General features: G+C 70.5%; 19 protein-coding genes. 17 read left to right on the forward strand and 2 right to left on the reverse strand.

The annotated features are described in order from the left end of the window. Positions 1 to 54: 54 nt before the first annotated feature. Positions 55 to 2034: a threonine--tRNA ligase gene (thrS, locus tag P3T29_RS07450; protein WP_280715507.1), complete on the forward strand. Its 1980-nt coding sequence runs from the start codon at positions 55 to 57 to the stop codon at positions 2032 to 2034. A gap of 73 nt (positions 2035 to 2107) precedes the next feature. Then, a complete protein-coding gene (locus tag P3T29_RS07455; protein WP_280715508.1) occupies positions 2108 to 2671 on the forward strand; it encodes an HIT domain-containing protein in 564 nt (187 codons plus the stop codon). A gap of 72 nt (positions 2672 to 2743) precedes the next feature. Here the strand turns inward: P3T29_RS07455 and P3T29_RS07460 are convergent, their stop codons facing one another. After that, entirely contained in the window at positions 2744 to 4387 is a 1644-nt protein-coding gene (locus tag P3T29_RS07460; protein WP_280715509.1) for a hypothetical protein, read from the reverse strand. A gap of 187 nt (positions 4388 to 4574) precedes the next feature. Between P3T29_RS07460 and P3T29_RS07465 the strand changes: the two genes are divergently transcribed. Beyond that, positions 4575 to 4997, forward strand: coding sequence for a DUF393 domain-containing protein (locus tag P3T29_RS07465; protein ID WP_280715510.1), 423 nt, complete (start codon positions 4575 to 4577; stop codon positions 4995 to 4997). 124 nt (positions 4998 to 5121) lie between these two features. On the opposite strand, the gene P3T29_RS07470 is transcribed toward P3T29_RS07465, so the two are convergent. Beyond that, positions 5122 to 7173 (reverse strand): elongation factor G, encoded by a 2052-nt coding sequence (locus tag P3T29_RS07470; protein ID WP_280715511.1) that lies wholly within the window; start codon positions 7171 to 7173, stop codon positions 5122 to 5124. Positions 7174 to 7383: 210 nt separating this feature from the next. On the opposite strand from P3T29_RS07470, the gene pgsA reads away from it, so the two are divergent. The 14 genes from pgsA (at position 7384) to secF (ending at position 19996) form a co-directional block, all read left to right on the forward strand. Next, the gene (pgsA, locus tag P3T29_RS07475; RefSeq protein ID WP_280715634.1) at positions 7384 to 8040 is read left to right on the forward strand and encodes a phosphatidylinositol phosphate synthase; all 657 of its coding nucleotides are present in this window, start codon (positions 7384 to 7386) and stop codon (positions 8038 to 8040) included. Beyond that, positions 8037 to 8954 (forward strand): phosphatidylinositol mannoside acyltransferase, encoded by a 918-nt coding sequence (locus P3T29_RS07480; protein ID WP_280715512.1) that lies wholly within the window; start codon positions 8037 to 8039, stop codon positions 8952 to 8954. The genes pgsA and P3T29_RS07480 overlap by 4 nt, the downstream gene beginning before the upstream one ends. Before the next feature lie 10 nt (positions 8955 to 8964). After that, positions 8965 to 10143 (forward strand): glycosyltransferase family 4 protein, encoded by a 1179-nt coding sequence (locus P3T29_RS07485; protein ID WP_280715513.1) that lies wholly within the window; start codon positions 8965 to 8967, stop codon positions 10141 to 10143. Positions 10144 to 10240: 97 nt separating this feature from the next. Next, positions 10241 to 10597, forward strand: a complete 357-nt coding sequence (locus P3T29_RS07490; protein ID WP_280715514.1) for an isomerase — start codon at positions 10241 to 10243, stop codon at positions 10595 to 10597. Between the two features lie 37 nt (positions 10598 to 10634). Next, the gene (locus tag P3T29_RS07495; protein WP_280715515.1) at positions 10635 to 11180 is read left to right on the forward strand and encodes a hypothetical protein; all 546 of its coding nucleotides are present in this window, start codon (positions 10635 to 10637) and stop codon (positions 11178 to 11180) included. Between the two features lie 148 nt (positions 11181 to 11328). After that, a complete protein-coding gene (pdxS, locus tag P3T29_RS07500) occupies positions 11329 to 12240 on the forward strand; it encodes a pyridoxal 5'-phosphate synthase lyase subunit PdxS (protein WP_280715516.1) in 912 nt (303 codons plus the stop codon). Positions 12241 to 12329: 89 nt separating this feature from the next. Continuing rightward, positions 12330 to 12947: a pyridoxal 5'-phosphate synthase glutaminase subunit PdxT gene (pdxT, locus tag P3T29_RS07505; protein ID WP_280715517.1), complete on the forward strand. Its 618-nt coding sequence runs from the start codon at positions 12330 to 12332 to the stop codon at positions 12945 to 12947. 79 nt (positions 12948 to 13026) lie between these two features. Then, entirely contained in the window at positions 13027 to 13785 is a 759-nt protein-coding gene (locus P3T29_RS07510; RefSeq protein WP_280715518.1) for a YebC/PmpR family DNA-binding transcriptional regulator, read from the forward strand. A 173-nt stretch (positions 13786 to 13958) separates the two neighbouring features. After that, positions 13959 to 14507, forward strand: a complete 549-nt coding sequence (gene ruvC, locus P3T29_RS07515; RefSeq protein ID WP_280715519.1) for a crossover junction endodeoxyribonuclease RuvC — start codon at positions 13959 to 13961, stop codon at positions 14505 to 14507. Further along, positions 14504 to 15115: a Holliday junction branch migration protein RuvA gene (gene ruvA / locus P3T29_RS07520; RefSeq protein ID WP_280715520.1), complete on the forward strand. Its 612-nt coding sequence runs from the start codon at positions 14504 to 14506 to the stop codon at positions 15113 to 15115. The genes ruvC and ruvA overlap by 4 nt, the downstream gene beginning before the upstream one ends. An 81-nt stretch (positions 15116 to 15196) precedes the next feature. Then, positions 15197 to 16324, forward strand: a complete 1128-nt coding sequence (gene ruvB / locus P3T29_RS07525; protein WP_280715521.1) for a Holliday junction branch migration DNA helicase RuvB — start codon at positions 15197 to 15199, stop codon at positions 16322 to 16324. A 170-nt stretch (positions 16325 to 16494) separates the two neighbouring features. After that, positions 16495 to 16917, forward strand: a complete 423-nt coding sequence (gene yajC / locus P3T29_RS07530) for a preprotein translocase subunit YajC (RefSeq protein ID WP_280715522.1) — start codon at positions 16495 to 16497, stop codon at positions 16915 to 16917. A gap of 234 nt (positions 16918 to 17151) precedes the next feature. After that, positions 17152 to 18885, forward strand: coding sequence for a protein translocase subunit SecD (gene secD, locus P3T29_RS07535; protein WP_280715635.1), 1734 nt, complete (start codon positions 17152 to 17154; stop codon positions 18883 to 18885). 4 nt (positions 18886 to 18889) lie between these two features. Then, positions 18890 to 19996, forward strand: coding sequence for a protein translocase subunit SecF (gene secF, locus P3T29_RS07540; protein WP_280715523.1), 1107 nt, complete (start codon positions 18890 to 18892; stop codon positions 19994 to 19996). Positions 19997 to 20000 lie beyond the last annotated feature (4 nt).

Genomic DNA, 20000 nt, shown 5'->3' on the forward strand with positions numbered 1-20000 from the left:
TCGTCAGCGCAGCGCTGTGCTGCATCACACTGATCCACACGTCAGGAGAGACCGGTGACGGACGTCCGGGTAATCATCAACCGCGAACCCGATCGGGAAGAGCGCGTGGTGACGACGGGCACCACGGCCGCCGATCTGTTCGCGGACGACCGCTCGATCATCGCCGCGCGGGTCGCGGGCGCGCTCAAGGACCTCGCGTACCAGGTGCAGGAGGGCGACGAGGTCGAGCCGGTCGGGATCAGCAGCAAGGACGGCCTCGACATCCTGCGGCACTCGACCGCGCACGTGATGGCGCAGGCCGTGCAGGAGCTCTTCCCCGAGGCGAAGCTCGGCATCGGCCCGCCGATCAAGGACGGCTTCTACTACGACTTCGACGTCGAGAAGCCGTTCCACCCCGACGACCTCAAGGCCGTCGAGAAGAAGATGCAGGAGATCATCAAGAAGGGCCAGAAGTTCGCCCGCCGGGTGGTCACCGACGAGGCCGCCCGCGAGGAGCTGGCCGGTGAGCCGTACAAGCTGGAGCTGATCGGCCTCAAGGGCTCGGCCGCCACCGCCGGCGAGGGCGCCGACGTCGAGGTGGGCGGCGCCGAGCTGACCATCTACGACAACGTGGACGCCAAGACCGGCGAGCTGTGCTGGGGCGACCTCTGCCGTGGCCCGCACCTGCCGAGCACCCGGATGATCCCGGCGTTCAAGATCATGCGCTCGGCCGCCGCGTACTGGCGTGGCAGCGAGAAGAACCCGCAGCTGCAGCGCCTCTACGGCACCGCGTGGCCGACCAAGGACGAGCTGAAGGCCCACCTCGACTTCCTGGTCGAGGCCGCGAAGCGCGACCACCGCAAGCTCGGCAGCGAGCTGGACCTCTTCTCCATCCCGGAGGAGATCGGCTCCGGCCTCGCCGTCTTCCATCCCAAGGGCGGCGTCATGCGCCGCGCGATGGAGGACTACTCGCGCAAGCGGCACGAGGAGGCGGGCTACGAGTTCGTCTACACCCCGCACGCCACCAAGGGCACCCTGTTCGAGCTCTCCGGTCACCTCGACTGGTACGCCGACGGGATGTACCCGCCCATGCAGCTCGACGGCGAGAACGACTACTACCTCAAGCCGATGAACTGCCCGATGCACAACCTGATCTACCGCTCGCGCGGTCGGTCCTACCGCGAACTCCCGCTGCGGCTCTTCGAGTTCGGCACGGTCTACCGCTACGAGAAGTCCGGCGTGGTGCACGGCCTGACCCGCGCGCGCGGCTTCACCCAGGACGACGCGCACATCTACTGCACCAAGGACCAGATGGCGGGCGAGCTCGACTCGCTGCTCACCTTCGTGCTGGAGCTGCTGCGCGACTACGGCCTGAACGACTTCTACCTGGAGCTCTCCACCCGCGACCCCAACAAGTCGGTGGGCTCGGACGAGGACTGGGAGGAGGCCACCCGCACGCTGGCCGACGCGGCCGAGAAGCAGGGCCTGGAGCTCGTTCTCGACCCCGAGGGCGCGGCCTTCTACGGCCCGAAGATCTCGGTGCAGGCGCGGGACGCGATCGGCCGCACCTGGCAGATGTCGACCATCCAGGTCGACTTCCAGCTGCCGCAGCGTTTCGAGCTGGAGTTCCAGGGCGCGGACGGCAACCGCCAGCGTCCGGTCATGATCCACCGTGCGCTGTTCGGCTCGATCGAGCGGTTCTTCGCGGTGCTGCTGGAGCACTACGCCGGCGCCATGCCGCCGTGGCTCGCCCCCGTCACCGTGGTCGGCATCCCGATCACCGACGAGCACGTGCCGTACCTCCAGGAGGTCGCGGCCGAGCTGAAGAAGCGTGGCATCCGGGTCGAGGTCGATGCTTCGGACGACCGGATGCAGAAAAAGATCAGGAACGCTCAGAAGAGCAAGGTTCCGTTCATGCTGATCGCGGGTGCGGAGGATATCGCGGCGAACGCCGTGTCGTTCCGCTACCGCAGTGGTGAGCAGAAGAACGGAGTCGCGCTGGAAGACGCGATCGCGGAGATCGTCGACGCTGTGGAGCGCCGGATCCAGGTCTGATGATGTGAGGCGGTGCGGGGCGGGCTCGTGATGAGTCTGCCCCGCACTGCTTTGCAACCGGCCTTCGGCGAATATGCTGATCAGCATGACGAGTGAGCCGGAAGTGCAGCAGGGCGTGGGGGAGCCGGATGGCTTCAGGCGTCTGTGGACCCCCCATCGGATGGCGTACATCCAGGGCGAGAACAAGCCCACCGGACCGGCTCCGGACGACGGTTGCCCGTTCTGCTCGATCCCCTCGCTCAGCGACGAGGACGGGCTGATCGTGGCCCGGGGCAGCGCCGTCTTCGCGGTGCTCAACCTGTACCCGTACAACGGCGGCCACTTGATGGTCGTCCCGTACCGGCACGTGGCCGACTACACCGATCTGGACGACGTCGAGACGGCCGAACTCGCGGTCTACACCAAGAACGCGATGACGGCGCTGCGCGCCGCCTCCGGTGCGCACGGCTTCAACATCGGGATGAACCAGGGCGCGGCGGCGGGTGCCGGCATCGCCGCCCACCTGCACCAGCACGTGGTGCCGCGCTGGGGCGGTGACACCAACTTCATGCCGGTGGTCGGCCACACCAAGGTGCTGCCGCAGCTGCTCGCCGACACCCGGAAGATGCTCGCCGAGGCCTGGCCGCAGCGAGGTTGAGACCGCACAGTACGCAGGGCCCGTGCCACCCCCGGCACGGGCCCTGCGTACGTACTGACGGTGTGGCAGGTGTCAGCCCGCGTCGTAGTTGTCGGCGCGGAAGGCCCGGACGCCCTGCATCTCGGCCTTGAGGATGCTGCCCCGGGTGGTGAAGCGCTCGACGTTGACGTCGTGCTCCTCCAGGAACTCGACGGTGGCGGCGAGCACCGCGTTCACCACGGGCGTCGCACCGTAGATGACGTCGTCCGCCTTGAACCGGCTCTTCCAGGTCGGCACGGCCCAGGACGCCCGGAGCGAGAACGGCTCCGGGAGCTTGATCGAACCGCCGAGCCAGGTCAGCAGGGTGGGCAGTCCCATGAAGGGAGCGCGGACGGCCTGGCGGACCACCTCGTCGTTGTCGACCAGGGGCAGCTGGATCGTCCGTTCCTCCCAGAACTTGCCCGTCTTGGGGATGTTCTTCTCCTTGGGCTTGGGTTTGGCCCCGAAGAACGCGTTCAGCGGTCCGAGGGCGTACCCGGCGACGGAGACCCGGAGGGTGTTGCTGAGCACGGTCACACTGATCAGCAGGGTGGAGACCAACTGCCCGTTGTGCAGTACCAGTTGGGTCGCCAGCCGGTGGCGGGTGTCGGTGCCGAGGGACTGCCGGTTGGCGATCTGCTGGATGCCGAAGTCGCGCATCCGGTAGCCGTCCATCTCCGCGCCGCCGGGGCGGCCGATCTCGTCCGCGCCCTCCGGGATGTCCACCACGACCCACTGCTGGACGGAGACGTGCGGCATGCCGGATCCGGCCACCTCGCTCTGCCCGAGGCCGCCGAGCCGGGAGGTGATCTTCCGGGCCAGGTCCCAGGGGTGGAAGGCCCGGAAGTCCGGGTGCCCCTCGGCGGGCCGCAGATCCTCGGCGACCTCCCAGACACCCCAGCGCATACCGGCCCCGAGGATGCCCTTCGAGCCGGCGTAGTGCTGGATGTTGGTCTCCTGCTCGGACGTCAACCGGTCGAGCTGGGCCTTCAGTTCGCCGGCCTTCTTGTCCATGTCGTCACGCGGCACGGCCTTCGGCACCGTCGCCGCCAGCGCGCTGCCCTCCACCAGCGCGCCCCAGCGGCCCCGGAGGCCCTCGACGCTGCGCAGGCAGATCCGCTTGGCGACGAACCAGCCGACCACCGGCGCGAGCATCGTCACGCGGCAGTAGTCCGCGAGCAGCCCGGTGAACGGCGGCCGCAGGGCGAGCAGCACGGCCAGTCCGCCGACCACCAGCAGTGCCAGGGCGTCGTAGAACCCCTCGCGGGAGGAGCCGGTCCGCTTGAAGTAGGCGCGCGCCTGGAAGAGGACGAGCCAGATCAGTGTCCCGGGCAGGAAGAGCAGCCCGCTGAGCAGGGTCACGAGAGTGAGCCGCCGGTCCCGCAGGCGGCGCAGTTCCTCGGCGGCGAGGCAGTGTTCGACCACCATGCGGGTGTCCGTCCCGAAGGACGGCACCAGCGCGTTGCGCCCGGGGCGCAGGGTCCGGTCGATCACCGCACGGCTGAACGCCTCGCCGACGCTCGGCCGGAAAAGGCTGTAGAACCTGCCTTTTTTGATGGTGATCTCGCTGACCCCGGCGAGGTCCTCCACCGGGATGTCGCGGTACGCGACGGAGGAGAGCAGCTGCGTCACCGCGGTCTGTGGCCCGACATCCGTGCGGGGTATCTGCGCACCCGGGGTCATGTCCAACTTGGTCACGGTGGTCTCCCCTCCTCCCCTTGTCAGCGGCAGGCTACCGTGAGGCCGCCCTGCCGCGCGGACCATCGGCTGAACATCGGTCACATCCGGCCGGGTATCGGCCTTTTCTCCAGGGTGCCCACTTCGGGGCCGGTTTGATCCTCGGGGGCTGCCCGGATCACGCTGCGGTCGGTGGGAGGATCGGGGTATGGCTGAAGACATCACGCGCGATCCGGTCCTGATCTTCGACGGGGACTGCGGCTTCTGTACGACCAGCGTCATCACCGCGGAGCGCTACCTGCGGGCGAGCCTGGCGTCCGGCGGGTGGGAGGCCGTCCCGTTCCAGTTCGCCGACCTGGCGGCGCTGGACGCCCGGGCCGGCGGCCGGGGCCTGGTGACGTGGGAGCGTGCCGAGCAGCAGATCCTCTGGGTGACGCCGGACGGCAAGGTGTACGAGGGCGCCCAGGCGGCGGCCCGGGTGCTGATGCGGGCGGGCGGCGCGTGGGCCTACCTCGGCGCGCTGCTGACCCTGCCGCCGGTCCGGCCGCTCGCGGCGGCGTGCTACCGCCTCGTCGCCCGGAACCGGCACCGCCTGCCGGGCGGGACCCCGGCCTGCGCCTTGCCCCGCTAGAGCAACCGGGGCAGGGGCGCGGGAACTGCGCGCGCAACCGTGCACCTACGTCGTGGCTGGTCGCGCGCGCAGTCAATCAAAGGGGCCCCGCGCCCCTGCTGTGGTTGCCCGGCTGCCGAACGGCTCAGGACGCGTGGGCGTACTCCGCCGCGAGTGCTGCGGGCATCAGCTCGTGCCGTACGTAGCTGCGGGTGAAGTGGCCGGTGCCGTGCGAGAGGGAGCGGAGTTCGACCGGGTAGCGGGTGAGTTCGAGTTCGGGTACCTCGGCGCGGACCAGGCTGAGGCCGGGGCCGCCGGGTTCGGTGCCGAGGACGTGGCCGCGCCGGGCGGAGAGGTCGCTGAGGATCGCGCCCTGGTACTCGTCGGGCAGCAGTACCCGGACCTCGTCGACGGGCTCCAGCAGCCGGATGGAGCCGTGGGCGGCGGCTTCCCGCAGGGCGAGCGACCCGGCGGTCTGGAAGGCGGCGTCGGAGGAGTCGACCGAGTGCGCCTTGCCGTCGGTCAGGGTCACCCGGACGTCGACCAGCGGGTAGCCCGCGAGGACGCCGTGGGCGAGTTGGGCGCGGACGCCCTTCTCGACGGAGGGCACGAAGTTGCGCGGTACGGCGCCGCCGACGACCTTGTCGACGAACTCGAAACCGCCGCCGGGCAGCGGTTCGACGGTGAGGTCGCAGATGGCGAACTGCCCGTGGCCGCCGGACTGTTTGACGTGCCGTCCGTGCCCGCTGGCGGTACCGGCGAAGGTCTCGCGCAGCGCGACCTGGTACGGCACGGTGTCGACGTGGACGCCGAAGCGGGTCACCAGCCGGTCCAGGACGACGGCCTGGTGGGCCTCTCCGGTGCACCAGAGGACGAGTTGGTGGGTGTCGGGGTTCTGCTCGACCCGCAGGGCCGGGTCCTGGGCGGTCAGCTTGGCGAGGCTCTGGGCGAGCCGGTCCTCGTCGGCCTTGCTGTGCGCCTCGACGGCGGTGGGCAGCAGTGCTTCGGGCTGTGGCCAGGGTTCGATCGCCGCGTCCGCGTACCCGTCCGCGTAGAGGGCGTCGCCGGTGCGGGCGGCGCCGAGTCTGGCGAGGCAGACCAGGTCGCCGGGCAGGCCCAGCGGGACGGGGTGCTGCTGCTTGCCGAACGGGGTGCCGAGGGTGGTGACGCGCTCGTCGGGGTGTCCGGCCAGCTGGAGGGCGGTGTCGGGGCGCAGCGTGCCGGAGAAGACCCGGACCAGGCTCAGCCGGCCGACGTACGGGTCCTCGCCGGTGTGGACGACCTGGACGGCGGCCGGGGCCTCGGGGTCGCAGGGCGGGAGCTCGTCGGCGCGTTCGAGGGGGGTCGGGAAGGTCTCGGTGATCAGGTCGAGGAGTTCGGCGGCGCCCGCCGGGCCCCCGGCCGGGTCGGACGGGGGAGCGGTGGTGAGGACGGGGTGCAGGGTGCCCTGCAGGAACTCGCGGCGGAGGGCTTCGGCCAGCGAGCCGGGGTCGAGCTCCTCGCCCGCGACATAGCGTTCCAGCAGGGTGTCGTCCTCGCCCGCGATGGCCTCGACCAGGTGCCCCCGGGCCTGCTCGGCGCCGGGCGGGTCGCCGGGTTCCCCGTACCGGCGGCCGGTGAGGAGTTCCAGCGAGCCGACCGGGCGGCCGTCCCGCAGGACGGGGAGGTGCAGCGGGAGCACGGTGTCGGGGTGGCCCTCGCCGAAGGCGTCCTGGCAGGCCGCGAGGGTGTCGTCCAGGCGGACGTGGGCGGCGTTCAGGTGGGTGAGGGCGATGGCGGTGGGGAGCCCGGCGGCCCGGCACGCGCGCCAGAGGGCGATGGTGGGCAGGCCGATCGGGTCGGCGGCGGAGACCACCAGGACGGCCGCCTCGGCGGCGCGCAGACCGGCCGCCAGCTCGCCCGCGAAGTCGGCGTAGCCGGGGGTGTCCAGCAGGTTGATCCTGGTGCCGCGCCAGTGGACGGGGATCACCGCGAGCTGGACGGAGCGCTGCTGGTGGTGCTCGATCTCCTCGTAGTCGGAGACGGTGGTGCCGTCCGGCACGTTGCCGGCCCGGGTGAGTGCCCCGGCGGCCAGTGCGAGGGACTCGACGAGGGTGGTCTTGCCCGCGCCGCCGGCGCCGACGAGTACGACGTTGCGCAACTGCGCGGAGTCCCCGATGACGGGCTCCGGTGCGCGTGCTGTTCCCCGATCCGCCATGGCTGTCTCCTGCCGTCACGTCCGGTGGTTGCCCAAGTGCTTTCGGTGATGGCCGGTTGGGCCCGAATGCGCGCTCGCTGGCGTGGGGCGGCAGAGCGCACGAGCGGCGTGGATACCATTGTCCAGCCGGGCGGGCCGATCCGCTCGGTCGCCTGTCGCCCGCTGGGGCCGAGGGCGGACGCCGGCAAGATCGGGGCGGTCCGGAAGGCCATGCTCAACAAGTACGCACGTGCCTTCTTCACACGTGTCCTGACTCCCTTCGCCGCTCTGCTGCTGCGTTGGGGCGTCAGTCCGGATGCGGTCACTCTGGTCGGGACGGCCGGATCGGTCGCCGGCGCGCTGGTGTTCTTCCCTCGCGGGGAGTTCTTCTGGGGCACCATCACGATCACCCTGTTCATCTTCTCCGACCTGGTCGACGGCAACATGGCCCGCCAGGCCGGGACGTCCAGCAAGTGGGGTGCCTTCCTGGACTCCACGCTGGACCGGGTCGCCGACTCGGCGATCTTCGGCGGTCTGGCCATGTGGTACGCCGGGAAGGACGCCAACGACCTGCTCTGCGCGGTCGCGCTGTTCTGCCTGGCGAGCGGCCAGGTGGTCTCGTACACCAAGGCGCGGGCGGAGAGCCTGGGCCTGCCCTGCAAGGTCAACGGGCTGGTGGAGCGGGCCGAGCGGCTGGTGATCACGCTGGTCGCGGCCGGGGTCGCGGGGCTGCACACCTTCGGGGTGCAGTACGTCGAGTGGCTGCTGCCGGTGGCACTGTGGGTGGTGGCGGCGGGCAGTCTGGTGACGGTGCTGCAGCGGATGCTGACGGTGCGCCGCGAGGCTTTCGAGGCGCAGGCCGCCGAGGCGGGGGAGGTGGCGGCGTGAAGGAACGACTGGTGGACGCGGCGTACGCACTGGGCTGGGCTGCGCTGAAGCACCTGCCCGAGCCCGTGGCGGCGGGCCTGTTCGACAGGATCGCGGACTCCGCCTGGCGCAAGCGCGGCAAGCGGGTGCTCCAGCTGGAGAAGAACCTCCGGCGGGTCTTCCCGGAGGCGGACGAGGCCCGGCTGCGCGAGCTGTCGCGGGCCGGGATGCGCTCCTACCTGCGGTACTGGAAGGAGTCGTTCCGGCTGCAGACCTGGACCACCGAGCAGCTCGCCGCCGCCGTCGACATCAAGGGCATCGAGGAGCTGACGGCGATCCTGGAGTCCGGCCGGGGTGTGGTGGCCGCGCTTCCGCACATGGCCAACTGGGACCTGGCCGGGGCCTGGGTCGCGGCCGTCATAGGGCACCCGTTCACCACCGTCGCCGAGCGGCTGAAGCCGGAGTCGCTGTTCGACCGGTTCGTGGCGTACCGCGAGAGCCTGGGCATGGAGGTGCTGCCGCTGACGGGTTCGGACGTGTCGGTGACCGGCACGCTGGCCCGGCGGTTGCGGGCCGGCCGGCTGATCTGCCTGGTGGGCGACCGCGACCTGTCGGAGGCCGGGCTGCCGGTGGACTTCTTCGGCGAGCAGACCCGGATGCCCGCCGGACCCGCCGCCCTCGCGCTGCGCACCGGCGCGGCGCTGCTTCCGGCCACGCTCTGGTACGACGGCCCGGTGATGCGCGGGGTCATCCACCCCGAGGTGCTGCCGCCCGAGGAGGGCGACCAGCGCCAGAAGACCGCCGCGATGACGCAGGCGATGGCGGACGTGTGGGCCGACGGGATCCGGGAACACCCCGAGGACTGGCACATGCTCCAGAAGCTCTGGCTGTCCGACCTCCCGGTCCGTGACGGCACCACGACCGTGCAGGGCTGAGGGGGAGCACGTGAAGATCGGCATCGTCTGTCCGTACGACTGGGACGTTCCCGGTGGCGTGCAGTTCCACATCCGGGACCTGGCCGAGCACCTGATCAAGCTCGGGCACGAGGTCTCGGTGCTGGCGCCCGCCGAGGACGAGTCGGCGCTGCCGGCGTACGTGGTCTCGGCCGGGCGGGCGGTGGCGGTGCCGTACAACGGCTCGGTGGCGCGGTTGAGCTTCGGCATCCTGTCGGCGGCCCGGGTGCGGCGCTGGCTGAACGACGGGCGCTTCGACATCCTGCACGTCCACGAGCCGGCCTCGCCGAGCCTGTCGATGCTGGCGGCCTGGGCGGCGTCCGGCCCGATGGTCGGGACGTTCCACACGTCCAACCCGCGCTCGCGGGCGATGATCGCCGCCTCGCCGATCCTCCAGCCGAGCCTGGAGAAGATGAGCGCCCGGATCGCGGTCAGCGAGTACGCGCGGCGCACCCTGGTCGAGCACCTGGGCGGGGATGCCGTGGTGATCCCGAACGGGGTGGACGTCGGCTTCTTCGCCGCCGCCGAGCCCGAACCGCGCTGGCAGGGCGCCGCGTTGGACGGCCGGCCCGGCACGATCGGCTTCATCGGCCGGATCAACGAACCGCGCAAGGGCCTGCCGACGCTGCTCGCCGCGATGCCCAGGATCCTCGCGGAACGCCCCGGCGTCCGGCTGCTGGTCGCGGGCAAGGGCGACGAGGAGGAGGCGGTGGCCGGCCTGTCGCCCGAGGTCCGGGGCCAGATCGAGTTCCTCGGCATGGTCAGCGACCAGGAGAAGGCCCGGCTGCTGCGCAGCGTGGACCTGTACGTGGCGCCGAACACCGGCGGTGAGAGCTTCGGCATCATCCTGGTCGAGGCGATGTCGGCGGGCGCCCCGGTGCTGGCGAGCGACCTGGACGCCTTCAAGCAGGTGCTGGACGGCGGCGCGGCCGGAGAGCTGTTCCCGGTGGAGGACGCGGCGGCGCTGGCCGACGCGGCCGTCCGCCTGCTGGCCGACCCGGACCGGCTGGTCAAGCTCCGCGAGGCCGCGTCGCGGCACGTCCGCCGGTTCGACTGGGAGACCGTCGGGGCGGAGATCCTCTCGGTGTACGAGACCGTCACGGACGGCATGCCGCCGGTCGCCGAGGACGAGCGGGTGGGCTGGCGCGAGCGGCTCGGACTCCGCCAGTAGGTTCCCCTGTCCATGGTTCAGCGCTTGCCGACGAGCATGATGGTCATAGGATCTGACGGTTGCCCCGCCTACTCGGTCCTACTCGCCGGAGGTTCCCGTGCCGCAGATCACCGTCGACCGCTCCCCGACCCTGCGCCTCGACCGGCGGCCCTTCGCCGCCGAGCTGCACCCGCTGATCGCCTCGGTGATCGACAGCCCGGTGGCGGACTGCAAGACCCGGTTCCGCCGGATCGAGGAGTCCTTCATCGGTGACGGCGCGCCCGAGCGGGCCATGGTCCTGCTCGAGATCCGGCTGCTGTCGGGCCGCAGCCCCGAGCTGAAGACCGAACTCGCGGAGCGCGTCCTGACGCTGCTTCAGAAGCACGTCGTCCCGGAGCCCGGCGACGAGCTGCACCTCGCCGTCGAGGTGGTGGACATCGACCGCGCGGCTTACCGCAAGAGCGTGTCCGCGTAGCGAAGTGCAGGCCCGGGGCGCGGTAGCGTAGCGGCTCGTGACTACCTGGATCTGGGCCGCGATCGCGGTCGTGCTGTGCGCCGTGTACCTGAGCTGGACGGCGGGGCGGCTCGACAGACTGCACGCCCGGATCGACACGGCGAAGGCCTCGCTGGACGCGCAACTCGTCCGGCGGGCCTCCGTCGCGCTCGAACTGGCCACCTCCTCGACGCTGGACCCGGCCGCCTCGATCCTGCTGTACGAGGCCTCGCACGCCGCCCGGCAGGCCGAGGACGAGCACCGCGAGGTGGCCGAGAGCGAGTTGAGCCTCGCGCTGCGGGCGGTGTTCGCCGAGCCCGAGCAGGTGGCCGCGCTGATCGCCGCACCGGGCGGTGAGGCGGCCGTGAAGGAACTCACGGCGGCGGTCCGGCGGGTGCCGATGGCGCGGCGGTTCCACAACGACGCGGTGCGGGGGGCCCGGGCCGTGCGCGAGCACCGGTTGGTGCGTTACCTGCGCCTCGCCGGGCGGGCGCCGTTCCCCTTGGCGTTCGAGATGGATGACGAGCCGCCACCTGCCCTGACCCCGCACGGTGCCTCGGCGTAGGGTTCTTCCAGCCTGTTTGTCGTATCCAGAACGCCGGTCTGGACCGGGTGGCGCATGGGTGAAGAGTGTTTCGGGCCTACGATAGGGCGATAGCACTGGTTCATCAGCTCTGGTTCATCAGCTGGTTCATCTTCGAGTGAGGTCTCACGTGTCCACCACCCCCATCACCGCAGACCAGCCGCAGATCGGCACCGCCCGGGTCAAGCGCGGCATGGCCGAGCAGCTCAAGGGCGGTGTGATCATGGATGTGGTCAACGCCGAGCAGGCGAAGATCGCTGAGGACGCCGGTGCGGTCGCCGTCATGGCGCTGGAGCGGGTCCCGGCCGACATCCGCAAGGACGGCGGCGTCGCGCGGATGTCCGACCCCGACATGATCGACGGCATCATCAACGCCGTCTCCATCCCGGTGATGGCCAAGTCCCGCATCGGCCACTTCGTCGAGGCCCAGGTCCTCCAGGCGCTCGGCGTCGACTACATCGACGAGTCCGAGGTGCTGACCCCGGCCGACGAGGTCAACCACTCCGACAAGTGGGCGTTCACCACCCCCTTCGTCTGTGGCGCCACCAACCTCGGTGAGGCCCTGCGCCGCATCGCCGAGGGCGCGGCCATGATCCGCTCCAAGGGTGAGGCCGGCACCGGCAACGTGGTCGAGGCCGTCCGCCACATGCGGCAGATCCGCGCCGACATCAAGCGCCTGACGACGCTCGACGAGACCGAGCTGTTCGTCGCCGCGAAGAACCTGCAGGCGCCGTACGAGCTGGTCAAGGAGGTCGCGCAGCTGGGCAAGCTCCCGGTCGTGCTGTTCTCCGCCGGTGGCGTGGCCACCCCGGCCGACGCGGCCCTGATGATGCAGCTCGGCGCCGAGGGCGTCTTCGTCGGCTCCGGCATCTTCAAGTCCGGCGACCCGGCCAAGCGCGCCGCCGCCGTCGTGAAGGCCACCACCTTCTTCGACGACCCGAAGATCATCGCGGACGTCTCGCGCGGTCTCGGCGAGGCCATGGTCGGCATCAACTGCGACACCCTGCCGGAGTCCGAGCGCTACGCCAACCGCGGCTGGTAGTCACTGCGCTTGCCCGGCCCGCCGCGCAGTCCATTCCGGGCGCGGCGGGCCGTCGCACGTACCCGTCCCGACTTGAAGAGGTAAGAAGCGTGTCCAGCAGCACCCCCGTCATCGGCGTCCTGGCCCTCCAGGGCGATGTCCGTGAGCACCTGGTCGCGCTGGCCGAGGCCGACGCGCTGGCCCGTCCGGTGCGGCGCGCCGAGGAGCTGGCCGAGGTCGACGGGCTGGTGATCCCCGGCGGGGAGTCCACCACCATCTCCAAGCTGGCGCTGGCCTTCGGGCTGATGGAGCCGCTGCGCGAGCGGGTCGCCGCCGGGATGCCGGCCTACGGGTCCTGTGCGGGCATGATCATGCTGGCGGACAAGATCCTGGACGGCCGGTCCGACCAGGAGACCATCGGCGGCATAGACATGACCGTCCGGCGGAACGCCTTCGGGCGGCAGAACGAGTCCTTCGAGTCCGCGATCGGCTTCAAGGGCCTGGCGGGCGACCCCGTGCACGGCGTCTTCATCCGCGCCCCCTGGGTCGAGGCGGTCGGCGCGGGCGTCGAGGTGCTGGCCGAGCTGCCGGCGGCGGACGGTCCGGAGAGCCGGATCGTGGCGGTCCGTCAGGGCAACCTGCTGGCGACCTCCTTCCACCCCGAGCTGACCGGCGACCACCGGGTGCACGCGTACTTCGTGTCGATGGTCGAGAACGCCGCGCGCTGATGCGGTACTCGGTCCCCTGTGCCGCACCGGTAAGATCTCTCCTGTTCATTTCCCTTTTGGCGACGTAAAGGAGCTGGTGATGTCCGGCCACTCTAAGTGGGCTACCACCAAGCACAAGAAAGCCGTGATCGACGCCAAGCGCGGCAAGCTCTTCGCCAAGATGATCAAGAACATCGAGGTGGCCGCGCGTACCGGCGGTGCCGACATGGCGGGCAACCCGACGCTCCTCGACGCCGTTCAGAAGGCCAAGAAGAGCTCGGTTCCCAACAAGAACATCGACAGCGCGGTCAAGCGTGGTGCGGGCCTGGAGGCCGGCGGCGCCGACTACCAGACGATCATGTACGAGGGCTACGGCCCGAACGGTGTCGCGGTGCTCATCGAGTGCCTCACCGACAACCGCAACCGCGCCGCCTCCGACGTCCGGGTCGCGATGACCCGCAACGGCGGCAACATGGCGGACCCGAACTCGGTGTCGTACCTGTTCAACCGCAAGGGCGTCATCATCGTCCCGAAGGCCGACGGGGTCGACGAGGACAAGGTGTTCGAGGTCGTCCTGGAGGCCGGCGCCGAGGAGGTCAACGACCTCGGTGACAGCTTCGAGGTGATCAGCGAGGCCACCGACATGGTCGCCGTCCGCACCGCGCTGGTCGACGGCGGGATCGACTACGACTCCGCCGACGTCAACTTCGTGGCCGACCTGCAGATCCCGCTGGACGTCGACGGGGCCCGCAAGATCTTCAAGCTGATCGACGCGCTCGAGGACAGCGACGACGTGCAGAACGTCTTCGCCAACTTCGACATCAGCGACGAGGTCGGTGCGGAGCTCGAGGCCGAGTAACCGGCTCCGCCAGCCAGTTGCACCCTCCAGGGGTGCGGGGAACTGTGCGACCAGGGCTCTACGGAGTCGCATGGTTGCGCGCGCAGTCCCCGCGCCCCTGTTGTGGTTTCTGCCCGTTGTCAGAGCAGGCGGGTAGCCTTCGCTGGTCGGACGAGAAGGGTGGGGCTTTCGAGGTGCGGGTACTAGGTGTGGACCCTGGGCTGACCAGGTGCGGCGTCGGCGTGGTCGACGGCGCGCCGGGGCGTCCGCTGCGGATGGCCGGGGTCGGCGTGGTGCGCACCCCGGCGGAGGCGGAGATCGGGCAGCGGCTGCTGCTGATCGAGCAGGGCCTCGAACTGTGGCTGGACGAGCACAAGCCGGACCTGGTCGCCGTCGAGCGGGTCTTCGCCCAGCACAACGTCCGTACCGTGATGGGCACCGCGCAGGCCAGCGCCGTCGCGATGCTCTGCGCGACCAGGCGCGGCATCCCCGTCACCCTGCACACCCCCAGCGAGGTCAAGGCCGCCGTCACCGGCTCCGGCCGGGCCGACAAGGCCCAGGTCACGGCGATGGTCACCCGGCTGCTCCGGCTCGACGCCCCGCCCAAACCGGCCGACGCGGCCGACGCGCTGGCGCTGGCGATCTGTCACATCTGGCGCGGCTCGGCGGCCGGCAAGATCGCCGCGGCGCTCGCCAACGCCAACACCCCCCGTCCCACGGTCCGTCAGGAGTACCGCCGATGATCGCGTTCGTCCAGGGCCCGGTGGCCGCCGTCACCCAGGGCAGCGCCGTGATCGAGGTCGGCGGTGTCGGCATGCTGGTGAAGTGCACCCCGAGGACGCTCGCCGAGCTGCGGATCGGTCAGCCCGCCAGGCTCACCACCGCCCTGATCGTCAAGGAGGACTCGCTCACCCTGTACGGCTTCGCCGACGAGGACGAGCGCGCCACCTTCGACGTGCTGCTCTCCGCCAGCGGTGTCGCCGCGACCATGGCCCTCGGCATGCTCGGTGTCTTCACCCCGGACGAGCTGCGCCGGATCGTCGCCCAGGGGGACGCCAAGTCCCTGACGGCCGTGCCCCGGATCGGTCCGAAGCTCGCTCAGAAGCTGCTGCTGGAGTACAAGGACAAGCTCGGCGCGCCGCACGGCAGTGTCCCCGCCCAGAAGCCGATCGCGGCCGGCCCGGCGCCGTGGAGCGAACAGCTGCACGCGGCCCTGGTCGGTCTCGGCTACGCCCCGCGTGAGGCGGACGAGGCCGTCGTCGCCGTCACCCCGGACGCCGAGGCGCAGTCCGTCACCGACGTCGGCGCGCTGCTCAAGTCCGCGCTGCGCACGCTCGCCCGCGCCCGGTAGCCCCGCACGTCCGACAGTTCCCGCGCCCGACAAATCGACAACTCGACCAGACTTCCATCCGACGTTCAGGAGCCGGCCCCGATGAGCCCGTACGACCCCGACCCCGCCGACCGGCTTGTCACGGCGGCCGCCGACGGCGAGGACCAGGCGGTCGACGCGGCGCTGCGCCCGAAGCTGCTGGACGAGTTCATCGGGCAGGAGCGCGTCCGCGAGCAGCTCTCGCTGGTGCTGCAGGCCGCCCGCAAGCGCGGCAGCACGCCGGACCACGTGCTGCTCAGCGGCCCGCCCGGACTGGGCAAGACCACCCTGTCCATGATCATCGCAGCCGAGCTGAACGCCCCGATCCGGATCACCTCCGGCCCGGCGATCCAGCACGCCGGCGACCTCGCGGCGATTCTCTCCTCGCTCACCGAGGGGGAGGTGCTCTTCCTGGACGAGATCCACCGGATGTCGCGTCCCGCCGAGGAGATGCTCTACATGGCGATGGAGGACTTCCGGGTCGACGTGATCGTCGGCAAGGGCCCCGGCGCCACCGCCATCCCGCTGGAGCTGCCCCCGTTCACCCTGGTCGGCGCCACCACCCGGGCCGGCCTGCTGCCGCCGCCGCTGCGCGACCGCTTCGGCTTCACCGGCCACATGGAGTTCTACGCCCCCGCCGAGCTGGAGCGCGTGGTGCACCGCTCGGCCTCGCTGTTGGACGTCGAGATCGACCCGGTCGGCGCCGCCGAGATCGCCGGGCGCTCGCGCGGCACGCCCCGGATCGCCAACCGGCTGCTGCGCCGGGTCCGGGACTACGCCCAGGTCAAGCACGACGGCGTGATCACCAGGGAGATCGCCGCCCAGGCCCTGCGGGTGTACGAGGTTGACGAGCGTGGTCTGGACCGATTGGACCGCGCGGTGCTGACGGCGCTGCTGAAGCTGTTCGGCGGCGGCCCGGTAGGCCTGTCCACGCTGGCCGTCGCGGTGGGGGAGGAGTCCGAGACGGTCGAGGAGGTCGCCGAGCCGTTCCTCGTCCGCGAAGGACTGCTGGCCCGGACCCCGCGCGGGCGGATCGCCACCGCCGCCGCCTGGCAGCACCTCGGGCTGACCCCGCCCCAGCAGCCCGCCGCCCGGGGCACGGTGCCCGCGCAGTCCGAGCTGTTCGGCAAAGGGCTGCTCGGCGAAGGGCCGTCCGGCAATGGGTCGTTCGGCAGAGGCGCGGACACCTGAGGAAACGGTGCGGACGGAGGGTCGCCACTTTTGGCAGCAGGATGACATGCTTGGCGTTGTCCGATCAGTGCGGGTCGCCTAGACTCCGCCGGACCGCCCGTCTCACCTGGATGGGCCGACGACCACCACAGGACGCCCCGCTGGGCGGCCCGTAAAGGACTCTGGCTGCTGTGTTTAACCTCCTTCTTCCCGTCATTATGATCGCCGCGCTCTTCATGCTGTTCCGGTCGAACAAGAAGCGGCAGGACCAGGCCAAGGAGATGCGCTCGGCGATGGAGCCCGGCTCCGGGGTGCGCACCATCGGCGGCATGTACGCGATGGTGAAGGCCGTCAACGAGGAGACCGTCGAGCTCGAGCTCGCGCCGGGCGTGGTCGCGCACTACACCAAGAGCGCCATCGCGGCGGTCCTCGACCCGCAGGAGTACGACGCGATCATCAACGGCCGGCCCGAGGACGAGGAGCTGACCGAGCTGGACGAGTCCGAGGACGAGATCGCCGACGAGACGCCGCTGAGCCTCGACAAGAGCGTTTCCGACAAGAAGGACGTCTCGGGCAGCGACGGCACTGACGGCGAGGCTCCGGCCGCCAAGTAGTACGGTCGGGCGCAGACCCCGGCCCTGCGGCACCCCAGCCGCGAGCCCCACAGGACCTCAGGGCCGCCGCGCCCTTCCCCCTGTCCAGCCACGAGCCGGGCAGGGGTCCGGCCGCGGCGGCATGGACAGGGAGAAACGAGCAAGGTGGCAACACCCAAGTCGCGCCCGCGCGACGGTCACCCGGGACGGGCGCTTGCCCTCGTCCTGGCGGTGACCGTCGGCCTGGTCGCCCTCATGTTCGGGACGGGCCACACCACGCCGCGTCTCGGGATCGACCTCGCCGGTGGTACCAGCGTCACGCTGACCGCCAAGTCGGACGACCCGTCAGCGATCAACCAGTCCAACATGGACATCGCGGTCGGGATCATCCAGAAGCGCGTCAACGGTATGGGCGTCTCCGAAGCGGAGGTGCAGACCCAGGGCAGCAACACGATCATCGCCAGCATCCCCAACGGCGGCGACCGCGAGAACGCGATCCAGCAGGTCGGTACCACCGCCAAGCTGTACTTCCGTCCGGTGATGGCTCTCGCGCCGACCGGTGTGACGATCCCCGCTCCGTCGGCCAGCCCGAGCGCTGCCACCTCCAAGAGCCCGGGCGCCGCGCCGTCCACGAGCGCCTCCGCCGGTGGGTCCTCCGCGAGCCCCTCCGGCGGTGCGGCCTCCACGCCGTCCCCGAGCGGCACCAAGCAGGGCCGCGCCGTCTCGAACGCCCTCGAGGCCGACCCGACGACCTCGGCTTCGACCTCGGCGAGTGCCCCAGCCGCGTCCCCGAGCGCCCCGGCCGCCCCCGCCTCGGCGGCTCCGAGCATGCCGACCAACCCGGCCGACATCTCGGCGGCGCTGACCCAGGGCACCGTCCCGCCGGAGCTCCAGGCGCAGTACACCGCGCTCGACTGCTCCAAGCAGGAGCAGCGCAAGGACTATCAGACCACTCCGGACAAGAACACCGTGGCGTGCAGCTACGACGCCGAGAGCAAGGTCTGGTACAAGTTCGCGCTCGGTCCGGTCGCCGTGAACGGCGCTGACGTGTCCAAGGCGCAGGCCGGCTTCGACACCCAGCACGCCAGCGGCTGGCAGGTGGACCTGTCGTTCAACGACGCGGGTTCCAAGGCGTTCGCCTCCACCACCGGCAAGCTCGCCACCCAGCAGTCGCCCGCCAACCAGTTCGCCATCGTGCTGGACGGCCAGGTCGTCTCCCACCCGTACGTAAGCCAGTCGATCACCGGCGGTTCCGCCACGATCTCCGGCAGCTTCGGCCAGACCGAGGCGAAGAACCTCGCCAACGTGCTGAGCTACGGCGCCCTGCCGCTGACCTTCGACAAGAGCGACGTCACCACGGTCTCCGCGCAGCTCGGTGGTGACCAGCTGCACGCCGGCCTGATCGCCGGTGCGATCGGCCTCCTGCTGGTGGTGCTCTACTCGCTGGTCTACTACCGGGGCCTCGGTCTGGTCTCGATCGCCGGTCTGGTCGTCTCGGCGGTCCTCACCTACGCCATCATGTGCCTGCTCGGTGCGGGCATCGGCTTCGCGCTGAGCCTGCCGGCCCTCTGCGGCGCCATCGTGGCGATCGGTATCACCGCGGACTCGTTCATCGTGTACTTCGAGCGTATCCGCGACGAGGTCCGCGAGGGCGCTCTGCTGCGCCCGGCCGTCCAGCGCGCCTGGCCCCGGGCCCGACGGACCATCCTGGTCTCGGACTTCGTGTCCTTCCTCTGTGCCGCCGTGCTGTACCTGGTCTCGGTCGGCAAGGTGCAGGGCTTCGCCTTCACCCTCGGCCTGACCACCCTGCTCGACGTCGTGGTGATCTTCCTCTTCACCAAGCCGCTGATCACCCTGCTGGCCCGCCGGAAGTTCTTCGCCGACGGTCACCCGTGGTCCGGTCTCGACCCGAAGCGCCTGGGCGCCCGGGTGCCGGTGCGCGGCCGTCGTCGCACCTCCGCCACTGCTTCCGCCGCGAAGGAGGTCTGACGCCATGTCACGCTTCAGTAATCTCGGCCACCGTCTCTACCAGGGCGAGGTCAGCTTCGACTTCGTCGGTCGGCGCAAGGTCTGGTACAGCATCTCCGGCGTCATCGTGCTGGTCGCGGCGATCGGCCTGGCGATGGGCCTGCACCTGGGCATCGAGTTCAAGGGCGGCTCCGTCTACACGGTCACCAAGCCGGGTCTGACGGTGACTCAGGCGGAAGACGTCGCGAGCAAGATCACCGGTAACACCAACAGCCTGGTGCAGTCGACCGACAAGGCGATCAAGATCCAGGTCAGCTCGGACGTGAAGGTCGACTCGGTCACCTTCATCAAGGAGCTCTCGACCGACCTCGGCGTGACGAGCGACAAGATCAACGCGCAGGTGGTCGGCCCGAGCTGGGGTCACGAGATCTCACAGAAGGCCCTCACCGGCCTGATCATCTTCATGGTCCTGGTGACGATCTACCTGGCCATCGCGTTCGAGTGGCGGATGGCGGTCGCCGCCCTGGTGGCGCTGATCCACGACCTCCTGATCACCATCGGCGTCTACGCCCTGGTCGGCTTCGAGGTCACCCCCGGTACGGTGATCGGCTTCCTGACCATCCTCGGGTACTCGCTCTACGACACGGTCGTCGTCTTCGACACCGTGAAGGAGAACGCCAAGGGGATCACCAAGCAGAACAGGATCACCTTCAGTGAGGCGGCCAACGCCGGTCTCAACCAGACCCTGGTGCGTTCCATCAACACCACCGTGGTCGCGCTGCTCCCGGTCGCCGCTCTGCTGTTCATCGGTGGCGGTCTGCTGGGTGCCGGCACCCTGAACGACATCTCGCTCGCGCTCTTCATCGGCCTCGCGGCCGGTGCGTACTCCTCGATCTGCGTGGCCACCCCGCTGTACGCGCAGCTCAAGGAGACCTCGCCGGAGATGCGTGCGCTGGCCAAGAAGGTCGCCCAGCGCCGCGCCGCCGACGCCAAGGCCGCTGCCGAGGCGCCCGAGGGCACGTCCGCCGAGGACGACACCGAGGGCGACGAGGTCGAGGCGGGTATGGTCGGACAGCGCAAGCAGCCGGTCAGCCGGTCGCGTTCCAAGGGCCGTCCGTCCGGCAAGCACTGATCCC

The sequence above is a fragment of the Kitasatospora sp. MAP5-34 genome (assembly GCF_029894335.1).
Taxonomy (GTDB): domain Bacteria; phylum Actinomycetota; class Actinomycetes; order Streptomycetales; family Streptomycetaceae; genus Kitasatospora.

Excerpts from the sequence above, each read along its gene's own strand:
- ruvB (WP_280715521.1), top strand. The coding sequence starts at position 15,197 with ATGAGCCCGTACGACCCCGACCCCGCCGACCGGCTTGTCACGGCGGCC.
- secD (WP_280715635.1), top strand. The coding sequence starts at position 17,152 with ATGTTCGGGACGGGCCACACCACGCCGCGTCTCGGGATCGACCTCGCC.
- secF (WP_280715523.1), top strand. The coding sequence starts at position 18,890 with ATGTCACGCTTCAGTAATCTCGGCCACCGTCTCTACCAGGGCGAGGTC.
- P3T29_RS07455 (WP_280715508.1), top strand. The coding sequence starts at position 2,108 with ATGCTGATCAGCATGACGAGTGAGCCGGAAGTGCAGCAGGGCGTGGGG.
- P3T29_RS07510 (WP_280715518.1), top strand. The coding sequence starts at position 13,027 with ATGTCCGGCCACTCTAAGTGGGCTACCACCAAGCACAAGAAAGCCGTG.
- pgsA (WP_280715634.1), top strand. The coding sequence starts at position 7,384 with ATGCTCAACAAGTACGCACGTGCCTTCTTCACACGTGTCCTGACTCCC.
- P3T29_RS07465 (WP_280715510.1), top strand. The coding sequence starts at position 4,575 with ATGGCTGAAGACATCACGCGCGATCCGGTCCTGATCTTCGACGGGGAC.
- ruvA (WP_280715520.1), top strand. The coding sequence starts at position 14,504 with ATGATCGCGTTCGTCCAGGGCCCGGTGGCCGCCGTCACCCAGGGCAGC.
- P3T29_RS07470 (WP_280715511.1), bottom strand. The coding sequence starts at position 7,173 with ATGGCGGATCGGGGAACAGCACGCGCACCGGAGCCCGTCATCGGGGAC.